The sequence below is a fragment of the Nitrospirillum iridis genome, from assembly GCF_014205765.1.
Classification (GTDB): Bacteria; Pseudomonadota; Alphaproteobacteria; order Azospirillales; family Azospirillaceae; genus Nitrospirillum; species Nitrospirillum iridis.
Genome location: NZ_JACIIZ010000001.1, coordinates 16,546 through 28,971, shown reverse-complemented (window position 1 = coordinate 28,971; position 12,426 = coordinate 16,546). Strand labels below are relative to the sequence as shown.

General features: G+C 69.3%; 10 protein-coding genes. 5 read left to right on the top strand and 5 right to left on the bottom strand.

Features of this window, described 5'->3' with window-relative positions:
* Positions 1–60: 60 nt before the first annotated feature.
* Entirely contained in the window at positions 61–1,812 is a 1,752-nt protein-coding gene (locus tag FHS74_RS00100; RefSeq protein ID WP_184796289.1) for a peptide MFS transporter, read from the bottom strand.
* A gap of 333 nt (positions 1,813–2,145) precedes the next feature.
* Here FHS74_RS00100 and FHS74_RS00095 point away from each other — a divergent pair, with 333 nt between their 5' ends.
* Positions 2,146–2,817, top strand: coding sequence for a GntR family transcriptional regulator (locus FHS74_RS00095; RefSeq protein ID WP_184796287.1), 672 nt, complete (start codon positions 2,146–2,148; stop codon positions 2,815–2,817).
* 167 nt (positions 2,818–2,984) lie between these two features.
* Entirely contained in the window at positions 2,985–3,134 is a 150-nt protein-coding gene (locus FHS74_RS00090) for a hypothetical protein (protein ID WP_184796285.1), read from the top strand.
* Between the two features lie 78 nt (positions 3,135–3,212).
* Here FHS74_RS00090 and FHS74_RS00085 read toward each other — a convergent pair whose 3' ends face one another.
* Positions 3,213–4,574 carry an LLM class flavin-dependent oxidoreductase gene (locus FHS74_RS00085; protein WP_184796283.1) on the bottom strand — a complete coding sequence of 454 codons (1,362 nt, stop codon included), beginning with the start codon at positions 4,572–4,574 and terminating at the stop codon, positions 3,213–3,215.
* Between the two features lie 182 nt (positions 4,575–4,756).
* Between FHS74_RS00085 and FHS74_RS00080 the strand changes: the two genes are divergently transcribed.
* Both FHS74_RS00080 and pip read left to right on the top strand, forming a co-directional pair.
* On the top strand, positions 4,757–5,692 hold the full coding sequence (locus FHS74_RS00080; RefSeq protein ID WP_184796281.1) for a hypothetical protein: 936 nt from the start codon (positions 4,757–4,759) through the stop codon (positions 5,690–5,692).
* 13 nt (positions 5,693–5,705) lie between these two features.
* Positions 5,706–6,662, top strand: coding sequence for a prolyl aminopeptidase (gene pip / locus FHS74_RS00075; RefSeq protein ID WP_184796279.1), 957 nt, complete (start codon positions 5,706–5,708; stop codon positions 6,660–6,662).
* Between the two features lie 58 nt (positions 6,663–6,720).
* Here pip and FHS74_RS00070 read toward each other — a convergent pair whose 3' ends face one another.
* Positions 6,721–7,815, bottom strand: coding sequence for an alpha/beta fold hydrolase (locus FHS74_RS00070; protein ID WP_184796277.1), 1,095 nt, complete (start codon positions 7,813–7,815; stop codon positions 6,721–6,723).
* A 62-nt stretch (positions 7,816–7,877) separates the two neighbouring features.
* A complete protein-coding gene (locus FHS74_RS00065) occupies positions 7,878–9,551 on the bottom strand; it encodes a methyl-accepting chemotaxis protein (RefSeq protein WP_184796276.1) in 1,674 nt (557 codons plus the stop codon).
* 222 nt (positions 9,552–9,773) lie between these two features.
* Between FHS74_RS00065 and FHS74_RS00060 the strand changes: the two genes are divergently transcribed.
* The gene (locus FHS74_RS00060) at positions 9,774–11,228 is read left to right on the top strand and encodes a class I SAM-dependent methyltransferase (protein WP_184796274.1); all 1,455 of its coding nucleotides are present in this window, start codon (positions 9,774–9,776) and stop codon (positions 11,226–11,228) included.
* A 47-nt stretch (positions 11,229–11,275) separates the two neighbouring features.
* Here FHS74_RS00060 and FHS74_RS00055 read toward each other — a convergent pair whose 3' ends face one another.
* Complete coding sequence (locus FHS74_RS00055) at positions 11,276–12,424, bottom strand: LacI family DNA-binding transcriptional regulator (RefSeq protein ID WP_246462831.1); 1,149 nt, start codon at positions 12,422–12,424, stop codon at positions 11,276–11,278.
* Between the last annotated feature and the right edge of the window lie 2 nt (positions 12,425–12,426).

Genomic DNA, 12,426 nt, shown 5'->3' with positions numbered 1-12,426 from the left:
AAGCGAGAACAAGCCAAGCTGCCGGATGGCGGCGCCCGGCGCCTGAGGGAACTTGCCAGGTCAATCATTCAGACGGCGCAGCGGCACCACCAACAACAGCAGCAGCACCGCGGCCGCGCAGGACCACAGGCCAGCCGTCAGATACACCGCCTGGTATGAGGCCAATTGCGCCGCCGCCGGCAGGCCGCTGTCGACCACCGTCGCCTGGGCCACCAGCGCGCTCAGGCGCTGGCCATAGGCGGTGGACAGGAACCACAGGCCCACCAGCAGGCTGGTGATGGCCGGGGGAGCCAGACGGGTGATGGCCGACAGGCCGGTGGGCGACAGGCACAGCTCCCCCACCTCCTGCAGCAGGTAGAGCGACAGCAGCCAGGCCACGCCGACGCGCAGGCCCGCCGGGGTCAGCTCGATGCCGCCGGCCAGCGCCAGGAAGCCCAGGCCCACGAACAGCACGCCCAGGGCGAATTTGGTGACCGGGCCGGGATCGCGCCGCCGCCGGTCCATCCAGCGCCACAATCCCGCCAGCGGCAGGGCCAGAAGGATGACGAAGGCCTTGTCGGGGAACTGCAGCACGGGGGCCGGGACCAGTACGGGGCCGATATGGCGGTCGGTCCATTCGGCGGCGAAGACGTTCAGCGACGCCGGCCCCTGGTAGAACAGCGTCCAGTACAGCACCGACACCAGCATGAGCAGCAGCAGCAGCGCCAGGTGGCGGCGCTGGCGCGCATCGTAGCTCCGCGCGAAATAGAAAACGGCGGCCAATCCGGCCACGGCGGCGATGTCCAGCACATGGCCCACCACCTTGGGGTGGTCGACGATCAGCCAGCAGGCCAGCGCCACGGCCAGCCCGCCGGCCAGCGCCAGCACCCCGCCACGGCTGGTGCCGGCGGTGCGGGGCCCACCCTCGGCCACCGGCAGCTCCGGCGGCAGCAGGCGGCGGCCCAGGGTGAAGGTCGCCAGCGCCACCGCCATGCCGATGCCGGCGGCCCCGAAGCCCCATTCCCAGCCCAGCACGGCGCCCAGCCAGCCGCAGACGATGCTGCCCATCAGGCCACCGGCGTTGATGCCCAGGTAGAAGATCAGGAATCCCCGGTCACGCGCCGCGTGGCGCTGGCCATAAAGGCGGCCGACCAGGGCGGAAATGTTGGGCTTCAGCAGGCCCACGCCGGCGGCGATCAGCGCCAGCGACAGATAGAAGAGCTTAAGCCCCGGACCATCCGGCTTCTTTTCCAGCCGGCCCACCAGGGTGACCGGGGCGCCGTCGGGACCGGCATAGGTCAGCGTCCGGACATCGGGGTCGCCATCCGGCACGCCGACCAGGCTGGTGATCACCTGGGCGGTGCCGTTCACCACCACCTGGCGGGCGCCCTCCTCCCCCTCGGCGGGGTAGAGGATGGGGCGCTTCAGGTCATAGCTGGCGTCGGGCGTCACCAGCCGTTCCACCGTCTGCGCCGGCTGCCAGGCCATCAGCCCGTGGCCCAGCATCAGCAGGACGGCACCGGCGCGCACGGCATGGCGGGCGCCCACCCAACGGTCGGCGATGAACCCGCCCACCACCGGGCACATATAGACCAGCACGCCGAAGGCGCCGAGCTGGGCATAGGCCGAGACCTTGTCCATGGACAGGTGCCACAGCAGGAAGAAGATCAGGATGGATTGCAGGCCGTAATAGGAGAACCGTTCCCAGAACTCGACCGCGAACAGGAGATAGAGACCGGGGGGATGCCCGCCGCTGGCGTCGTCGCCCTCCGGCGCACCCGCCACCGCGACGCCATTCCCTGGACCGCTGTCCGCACCCGCCATCGCCGCCATGCTGTGCCCTGTCCCGTTATCGTCTTTGATCATGCCTCTGGGCGCGCGTGGCCCTGGCAGGGGGATAGCGTATCGGATACGATATCCAAACTGTCAAGCTCGGCGCCGCCCCGTCCCCGGGCCCCATCCCCGGAACGGACGGCCGTGGCGCCCTCGCTTGAGGCTGAACGGGAAATAGACCGGGCCATGCACCAACAACCCATGGCGCGTCCGCCCCGAACCGTCTAGCCTATTTTAGAAAAACAATTGCTTTTACATCCGTTTTAAGGATGTTCAGGGGCAATTCACAGGGTCGCCTTTTCCAATCCGCATCCCTTCCCAAGAAGCCACCAAATGATTGCACGCGCCAAGATCGAACGGAAATCGTTGTCGGCCCAGGTGGTCGACGCCCTGCGGCAGATGATTCTTTCCGGCGAATACGCCCTGGGCGCCCAGTTGCGCCAGGATGAGATCGCCCAGAAGCTGGGCGTCAGCCGCATCCCGGTGCGCGAGGCGCTGCAGCAGCTGGAGGCGGAGGGCCTGGTGGCCACCATCCCCTACAAGGGCTCGGTGGTGGCGCAGCTGTCCCCCGCCCAGGTGCGGGAATATTTCGAGGTGCGACTGCTGCTGGAGATCGACCTGCTGAACCGCGCCATCCCGCAGTTGAGCGCGAAGCAGATCAAGAAGGCGGAAGGCGTGCTGAAGGACCTGCACACCGCCGACCCCAGCCGCTGGGGCACCCTGAACTGGCAGCTGCACGAGGCGCTGTACGAGCCGGCCCAGCGCCCGGTGATGCTGGAGATGGTGAAGCGCATCCACGACAGCCTGGACCGCTATGTCCGGCTGCACCTCTCCATCACCCCGGCCATCCACGACCGCTCCATGGCCGAGCACGACGCGCTGGTGGCCCTTTGCCGCGACGGCAAGCGCACGGAAGCCGTGGACCTGCTGCGCACCCACCTGACCCACGCGCTGGAGGAACTGGTGGCCGTGCTGGAAGGGCAGGAGGCGGCGCCGGCGGCCTGATGCCCCGGTTCCCTCGACCCACAGGCGCCCGCATCCCAACGAGCCGTTTGCCCCGCCCGTCCCGGCATATGCCCGGTACGGTAACAGCGAAATGATGATTTGAGAATCATTCTTAATCGCAGTATCGTCGTGCCGTTGTTTCACTGGCGCGGAAGGGGACCACCATCATGGCAGAGACGGAAGCGACGCTGGACGAGATCCTGGACGAGCCCATCGTGCGCTTGCTGATGGAGCGCGACCGCGTGTCGGAAGGGGAGGTGCGGACGCTGATCCGGGACACCTCCCCCCTGCTCTCGCTGTTCCTGTTCGCGGCCTGACCGACATCACCCCACTGTCACCCTGTTGCAGGCGTGGGCCAGGCCCACGCCGCCGGTCTCGCGCGCGGATCTGTTGGCCTAAGCCCAGCGCCGGCTGGCGGCAGGGTGGTTGTCCGGCAACCGGGCGCCCTGGCCGGACAGCTTTTCCCGCAGCGTACCGGGCGTGTACTCGGTCTTGTAGGCGCCCCGGCGTTGCAGTTCCGGCACCACCAGGTCGATGAAGTCGGTGAAGCATTCCGGCGTCACCGTGCGCGCCAGGATGAAGCCGTCGACGTCCGCCTGGTCCACCCACGCCATCAGTTCATCCGCCACCGTCGCGGGTCCGCCGACGATGGGCGCCTGGCGTCCGCCCAGCCGCAGGCCGTCCACCAGACCGCGCCGTGTCAGCACCTTGTCCCGCCGGCGGGCGGCCTGGTTCTCGATGTTGGAGGTGACGGCCTGACTCTGCCCGGCATGGATGGGTTCGTCCCAGTCCTTGGCGGCGAAGTCCATGCCCAGCGAGGCCGAGGCATGGGCCAAGGCGCCCTCCACGCTGGCGTGGCGCTCATAGTCCTGCCGCTTGACCTCGGCCAGGGCGTCGGTCTCCGCCGCCACCACGGTGGCGCCCACGAAGACCTTGAGGTCGGCCGGATCACGGCCCAGGCTGCGGGCCAGGCCGCGCAGGTCGGCCACCAGGCGGGCGACGTGCGGCTTGGGGCCGCCGTTGACGAAGACGCATTCGGCATGGGCGGCGGCGAACTTGCGCCCCCGGTCGGACGAGCCCGCTTGGTACAGCACCGGCGTGCGCTGGGGCGACGGTTCGGCCAGATGCACACCCTGCATCCGGAAATGGGGGCCGCGGTGGCGGATGGCGCGCACGCGGGCCGGGTCGGCGTACACCCCCGCCTCACGGTCGCGGCGCACGGCGTCGTCGGCCCAGCTGCCCTCCCACAGGCGGTAGACCACGTCCATGTATTCCTCGGCCACGGCATAGCGGTCATCATGCGCCGCCTGGCCGTCCAGCCCCAGGGCACGGGCCGCGCTGTCCAGATAGCCGGTGACGATATTCCAGCCGATGCGCCCGCCCGTCAGATGGTCCAGCGTGCTCATGCGCCGGGCGAAGGTGTAGGGCGGCTCATAGCTCACATTGGCGGTGACGCCGAAGCCCAGATGGGTGGTCGCCGCCGCCATGGCCGGGACCAGCAGCAGGGGATCGCCCACCGGCACCTGCACCGCCTCGCGCACCGCGACCTCAGGCCCACCCTGGTAAACGTCGTAGACGCCCAGCACGTCGGCCAGGAACAGGCCGTCGAACAAACCGCGCTCCAGCGTGCGCGCCAGCTCCATCCAATAGGCCAGGTCGGTGTATTGCGTCGAACGGTCGCGCGGATGGCGCCACAAGCCCTGGTGGATGTGGCCGACACAGTTCATGTCGAAGGCGTTGAGGCGGATCTGCTTCATCACGGGCGGGTCCGGTTGGGGGCCTGGGGCGCGGGGCGGCGCCATGATGGCAAGGTGGCCACAATGCCGCCATGAAATTGCCAAGTGACACCCGGGGATGGATCTCCTATGACACGGGACTGTCCATATAGCCTATGCCGGGTCCTCCCCGCCCCGGTCGTTTCCAGGGAACGGTTCCGCCCGTGTCGCGATCCATCCGGTTCGGCCTGCCGGCCACTGTCATTTCCGCCACCCCGCTCTGGGCCGCCCCCCTCTGGGCCGCCCTTCTGCTGGCCGGCTGTGCCGCCGACTATTCGCCCAACACCTACAATGCCGCCGCCGTGCAGCAGGCCAACAAGGCCGAGCCGGGAATCATCATCGGCTTCCGCCAGGTGTCGATCAGCGCCAGCGGCACGGTTGGCGCCGTGGCCGGCGGGGCCGCGGGCGGCATCCTGGGGTCACAGCTGGGCCCCAGCAGCGCGCTGGGCGCCGTGGGCGGCACCGTGGTGGGCACCATCGTCGGTACCAGCGCGGAGCACATGACCGGCGACACCACCGGCTGGGAATATATCGTGCGCAAGCCCAACGGCGACCTGCTGTCGGTCACCCAGCGCGAGCCCGCCCCCATCCCCCTGGGCCAGAAGGTGCTGGTCATCACCGGCGCCCAGGCGCGCATCGTGCCCGACTATACCGTCGCCATCGACCCGCCGGCGGAGACGAAGGCGGCGGAACCAAAGCCCGAGTCCAAGCCGGCCAAGCCCGCGCAAGCGGTGGCGGTCACCCCCGCACCGGTCACACCAGCCCCTGTCACCCCCACCGCCGTCACACCCGTCCCCACGGCGCCGGAGCCGGCCACCGCCGTGCCCGCCCCGGCCGCGCCGACACCGCAGCCGGAGGCGGCCCAGACCGCCGCGGCGCCGGAACCGACGCCCGCGCAGCCGGCGCAGCCACCCCAGATCGCGACGCCCCCAGCCACGACGCCCCAAGCCACGACGACGCCCGCCACGACGCCACCTGCCGGGCCCCCCGACACCGCGACGCCACCGACGGACGGCGCCGCCCCCAAGACCGGCTGGGTGCCGGCCGAGCCGGACTCCGCTCCGGCGACGACAGCCACCGAGGGCGATACGCCCAAATAAGGACAGCCGCCCCATGACCGCGCCGCGCACGCCCTATCCCCCCATCGAGCCCTATGAAACCGGCACGCTGGATGTCGGCGATGGACACGTGATCCATTACGAGCGCTGCGGCACCCGGGGGGCCAAGCCCGTGGTCTTCCTGCACGGCGGCCCAGGCGGCGGCATCAGTCCCGGCCATCGCCGCCTGTTCGACCCCGCCCTCTACGACATCCTGCTGTTCGACCAGCGCGGCTGTGGCAAGTCCACGCCGCACGCCAGCCTGGAGGCCAACACCACCTGGCACCTGGTGGCGGATATCGAGCGCCTGCGGGAAATGGCGGGCGTGGAGAAGTGGCAGGTGTTCGGCGGCTCCTGGGGATCCACCCTGGCGCTGGCCTATGCCGAGACCCACCCGGAGCGGGTGAGCGAGCTGGTGCTGCGCGGCATCTACACCCTGACCCGGGCCGAATTGCTCTGGTACTATCAGTTCGGCGCGTCGGAGATGTTCCCCGACAAGTGGGAACGCTTCCAGGCGCCGATTCCCGAGGCCGAGCGCCACGACATGATGGCCGCCTACCGCCGCCGCCTGACCGGCGATGACGAGGCGGCCAAGCTGGAAGCCGCCAAGGCCTGGGCCATCTGGGAGGGTGAGACGGTGACCCTGCTGCCCGATCCGGACCTGGCCGCGGTCTTCCAGGACGGGCGCTACGCCCTGGCCTTCGCCCGCATCGAGAACCACTATTTCGTGCACGGCGCCTGGCTGGAGGAAGGGCAGTTGCTGCGCGACGCGCACAAGCTGCGGCACATCCCCGGCACCATCGTCCATGGCCGCTACGACATGCCCTGCCCCGCCCGCTACGCCTACGCCCTGCACAAGGCCTGGCCGGAAGCGGACTTCCACCTGATCGAAGGGGCCGGCCACGCCCATTCCGAACCCGGCATCCTGGACCAGCTGATCCGCGCGACCGATCGCTACGCCGGCAAGAACTGAGGCGTCGCAAGCCGGCCAGGACATGCGCCTGAGCCGGCTTTCATACCTTGCGGTACCGCTACTTCAACACCTCATCCAGCGCGCCCTTCCATACCTTGGCCTGGGTCAGGGTCTGGTGGCCGCGCGTCTGGTCCGACGCCGGGATCAGGACATAGCGGCCGGTGGGGATGCGCGTCATCGCCGCCTCCATCACCCCCAGTTCGGCGGGGTTCAGCAGGTCGTCGGCGAAGTTCACCGCCACCAGCTTGGCCTTGATCTTCTCCAGGTCGGGGGCCGGGTCGTAGTCGTAGGACGATTCGAACCAGTAGAGATAGTCGTTGGCGTCCACGGTCCGGCCGTAGTCCGCCACCCACTGGCCGTAGAGGGTGGTGGCCGCCGCCCGGCTGGGCGCCTGCTGCTGCAGGATGGCGGCGTTGTTGACCATGATGTTGAAGATGGGCAGGGCGTGGGTATAGCCCGCCGGCGGGGTCGTGTATTCCCCGCCCTTCCAGTCCGGATCATTGCGGATGGCATCGATGATCAGTTGGCGCCACAGCATGTTGCGACCGGAGATGGCCACGGGTTGGGAGGCGATGGGCATCAACGCATCCATCATCCCCGGGTGGCGCTCACCCCAGATCCAGGTCTGCATGCCGCCCATGGACGTGCCGGCCACCAGCTTCAGGTGCTTGATGCCCAGGCCCTTGGTGACCGTCAGGTACTGGCCCTCGACCGCGTCGACATAGCCGTAGTGGGGGAAGCGGCCCTTCAGCCCGTCCGACGGCTTGGAGGAGCCGCCATGGCCGATGCCGTCGGCCAGGATGATGAAATACTTGGCGGCGTCCAGCGGCTGGCCCGGCCCGAACAGTTCCCCGCCCAGGCTGGGGTTCAGGAAGTTGCGGCCGCTGCCGGTGGTGCCGTGCAGCAGCAGCACGCCATTGGTGATGGCGCCCGACGCATCCCGCTGGGGCGTGCCCAGGGTGGTGTAATGGAATTTGGCGTTCGCCAGATGCTCCCCATTGCTCAGCGCGAAATCAGGCACGACCACGTCGCCGTCCGCCTGGTTGGGATAGCTGGGCGGCTTCGTGTCGGCGGCAAGCGCACCGCCCGCCGCCGCCAACAGGGCGGCGACGGCCAAGGCAAGGGCGGAGCCGGTGAACCGGGCTTTCTTCATCAACATGACCTTCTGCCTGCGGGCTGCCTGCGGGCTTCTCGGGAGCCCTTCGTGAAAGGGGATCAGGCGGCGCGGAGCGCCGCCAGGAAGGTGGAAACGCGGGCGCGCAAGCCATCGGACTGGCTGGTCAAATCGTCGGCGGCCATCAGCACCTCGCTCGCCACCGTCCCCGTTTCCTCCGCCACCTGGCGCACGCCGTTCATGCCGGCGCTGACCTCGCTGGTGCCGCGGGCCGCCTCGGCCACGTTGCGGGCGATTTCCTGCGTGGCCGCCCCCTGTTCCTCCACCGCCGCGGCGATGGTGGTGGTGATGTGGTCGATCTGGCCGATGGTCTGGCCAATGGCGGCGATGGCGCCGGCCGCCTCCCCCGTCGCGGCCTGCATGGATTCGATCTGCTGGCGGATGTCGTTGGTGGCCCGTTCCGTCTGATTGGCCAGGGCCTTCACCTCCGACGCCACCACGGCGAAGCCCTTGCCCGCCTCGCCCGCGCGCGCCGCCTCGATGGTGGCGTTCAGGGCCAACAGGTTGGTCTGCCCGGCGATGTCGGCGATCAGGGCCACCACAGCGCCGATCTGCTCGGCCGCCGTCGTCAGGCTGGACACGGCCTGGTTGGTGCGCGTCGCCTCCGCCACCGCCTTGGCGGCGATGGTGGCCGACACCGACACCTGGCGCCCGATCTCGCCGATGCTGGCGCCCAGTTCCTCCGCCGCCACGGCCACCGTCTGCACATTGGCCGCCGCCTGTTCGGAGGCGCCGGCCACCGCCACGGCGTCGCGGGCCCCCGTCTCGGCGATGCGGCTCAGGCTCTCCGCCGTCTCGTGCAGACCGCCTGACGCCTGGCTGACCGACTGCAGGGTGTGGGCGACATCGCTGTCGAAGGTCTGAACCAGCGCATCCACCCGGTTCGCCCGTTCGGTCCTGGCCGCGGCCTCCGCCGCCTGCGCCGCCGCCAGTTCGTCCCCCTGGCGCATGCTGGCGCGGAAAACGTCGATGGCGCGGGCCATGTCGCCCACCTCATCCCCGCGCGCCGTGCCCTCCAGCGTGAAACCGTAATCCTTGTCGGCCAGGCGGCGCATGATGCCGGCCAGCCGCGCCAGATGCCGCACCACATCACGGTCCAGCCACAAAACCGCCCCCGCCGACACCGCCACCGCCACCAAGGCGACGAGGGCGATGCTCCACAGGGCATGGCTGTAAGCCTGTCGCACCACTTCGTTGGCTTGGGCCGCCCCCTGGCGGTCATGGCTCGCCAGCGCCTCCAGCGCCTCCTGAACCTTGCGGAAGGCCTGGACGATCTCCCCGTTCATGGCCTTTTCCGCCTGCTCGCGGTTCTGCTTGGCGAGATCGAAGGCGGCGGTCATGGACGCCTCGTAGGGCCCGCGCAACGCCTGGTACTTGCCATAGAGGGCGGCGGCCTCGCCCGTCACACCGATGGCGTCGAAGCGCTTCAGCGCCGCCGCCAGGTCGGCCGTCTGCTTGCCGTAAAGCTTCAGGGCCTCGCCCCGCGCGGCATCGTCGGCCGCCACCGCCACCCGGCTGGCGGCGATGCGCTGACGGGCGGTGTACGCCTTCATATCGCCGATGACGTCGATGGACGGCAGCCAAACCGTCCGAATCTCGGCGGCGGCACTATTGATTGTGCCGATCTGCCATAAGGAGAGCAGGCTGATGGCGATGGTCAACAGTAACAGGCCACCGAACGCGGCCAGCAATTTGGGGCGAAGGGCGAGATTCATAAAATTCACCGTTAATTCTATCTGCTTCGCGGCAATTCAACCTAAGGGGCTTTAGAGCTTATAAGCCCTCTGTTACGCTTTGACGTGATGCGTCGAATCCGCCCACCGGCCATGTTTCAACAGCATTCCAAGGGGGCTGGCGCCATTATCTCTCGACAGCGGGACCGGCCGGGGTCAAGGTCGGCGGCAAGAGCCGACATTAATGCAAAGGACAATGGTGCAATGACCGGAAACCGGCAGGCGCCCACCGGCACCCCAAAGGCCATTCCCGGGGGCGGGACGCCGGAGGGCATGGTGCTGGATGAGTCTCATCGCTATTTCACCGGCATCGCCTACCCCCGGCGCTATTACCAGGAACTGAACCCGGCCTCGATCGCCTACGCCGCCCTGCAGTGCGGCTACCAGGCCCCACGGCTGGACCGGCCTTTCCGCTATCTGGACCTGGGCTGCGGCCATGGCTACAGCCCGCTGCTGTTCGCCAGCCTGTTCCCCCAGGGCCATTTCATGGGCGTGGATTTCAATCCCGTGCATGTGACCAGCGCCGAAGGCCTGCGCCAGGCCGCCGGGCTGGACAATGCCAGCTTCAGCGCCGCGAGCTTCCAGGATCTGGCGACGGATGAGCGCGGCCCCAGCGGCGACTGCGACTTCATCGTCATGCACGGGATCATGAGCTGGGTCAGCGAGACGGTGCGGCGGGAGATCGGCGCCGTCATCCGCCGCCGCCTGAAGCCCGGCGGCATCGTCTATGCCAGCTATAACTGCCAGCCGGGCTGGGCCGGCAAGATGCCCATCCGCGCGCTGATGGTGGACGCCTACGCCGTCACCACCGGCACGGTGGAGGAGCGGGTGAACAAGGTGCGCGCCTTCCTGCGCCAGATGGCGGACACCGGCGCCCTGTACTTCGACGCCAATCCCGCGATCAAGCAGCAGCTGGAAGCCATCGAGAGCCTGGACGCCGGCTACGTCGCCCATGAATACCTGAATGAATATTGGCGCGTCTTCTATCACAAGGAAATGGCCACCTTCATGGGCGGCCATGGCGCCGGTTTCATCGGTTCCGGCACCCATGCCGACAACGTGCCGCTGCTGGCCGTGCCGGAGAAGCCGCGCGCCCTGATGGCGGCCATGCCCACCTCGCTGTTGCGCGAGGGCGTGCGCGACATGGCGCTGAACCGCCAGTTCCGCCGCGACATCTACGCCAACGGCCTGGCGCCCCTGAGCCTGGACGCCCTGCTGACCGTCCACCGCGGCACCCGCTACGCCCTGGCCCGCCGGCGGGCGGACTGCGCCATGGTCGTGCCCCGGTCCTTCGGCGATGTCGCCCTGCATGAAGGCTTCTTCGCCCCGCTGCTGGACCGGCTGGCGGCGGGACCTGCGATGTTCGATGAGCTCGCGGCCCTGGCGCCCCTGAACGAGTGGGCGGTGGCGGACCAGGTGCAGGCGCTGCAGGTGCTGGTGGGCGCGGACTATGTCCGCGCGATCGTCGACGGGGCCGGGGTGGCGGCGGACAGCCCCACGGTGCGCCGTTTCAACCAGGCGGCCCTGGCCGCCGCGCTGGCCGACGACCAGCCGGACGTGGCGCTGGCCGCCCCCGCCCTGTCCGGCGCCCTGCGCGTGCATCTGGACGATACGGCGGATCTGCCGGTGGATTTGCCGGGCGCGACCTTCAGCGCTTAGCGCGGCTTCACGCGTCAGATACGTCCCTCTGGGCCGATCATCGCGCCCTACGCCGGCGGCGGGGCGGACGACTCGCGCACCACCAGACGGGGCGTCACCGTCAGGGGCTGGGAGGTCTTGGACTTGGCGGAACCGGCATCGCCCTCGTTGATGCGGGCGATCAGCCGGTCGGCCGCCAGCCGGCCCATGTCGTGGATGGGCAGGCGCACGGTGGACAGGGCCGGGCACATGCGCGAGGACAGCGGCGTGTCGTCGAAGCCCACCACCGTGAGGTCACGCGGGATGGCGATGCCCAGGCGGTAGGCCGCCCGGTAGATGCCGGCTGCCATCTCGTCATTGCTGGCGAAGATGGCGGTGGGGCGGTCTGGGCCGGTCAGCAGCTCCATGCCCCGCGTCTCCCCGGACTCGAAGGTGTACTGGCCCTCGAGAATCCAGGATTCCGGCACCGACACCCCCCGCTCCGCCAGCGCGCCGATGAAGCCCTCGCGCCGCTCAAGGGTGGAACGATAGCGCTGCGGCCCGGTGATCAGCGCCACCTGGGTGTGGCCCAACTGGGCCAGGTGCGCCCCCACCTCCGCCGCCCCCGCGCGGTCGGTGTGCAGCACCATGGCCTTGGGCTCATCCAACGGCACGGACATCAGGCGCATGTAGGGGCAGTCGATGGCGCGCAACAGGGCCACCAGGGCCGCATCCTCCGACAGGGGCGGGATCAGGATGACGCCGTCCAGGTTCTGGCGCTGGATGAAAGCCTTCACGTCCGCCAGGAAGCCCGGCGCCACCTGGCGACAGGGATGGACCACCAGCTCGAACCCCTCGCGGTGGCAGGCCTCCAGGATGCCGCCCTGGACGTTCACGATGTATTGGGCGTTGGGGTTGTCGTAGATGAGGCCCAGCAGGAAGGAGCGGTTGATGGCCAAGCCGCGCGCCTGCGGGCTGGGGACGTAGCCGATGCGGGCCACCACCGCGTCCACCACCGCGCGGGTGGCGTCATGGACGTGGGGCGACTGGTTGATGACCCGGGAGACCGTCTTCTTCGACACCTTGGCCAGGCGCGCCACGTCGTTGATGGTGGGCGGGCGGGCCAGGGTCCAGGCGGGTATGGCCGTGGCGTCCGGGGCCTCCGCCAACCGGCCGTCGCCGGCCAGCGCCTTGCGGCGGTGGGCCCGTTTGGCTGCCGGGGTGTCGATATCCGCCAAGG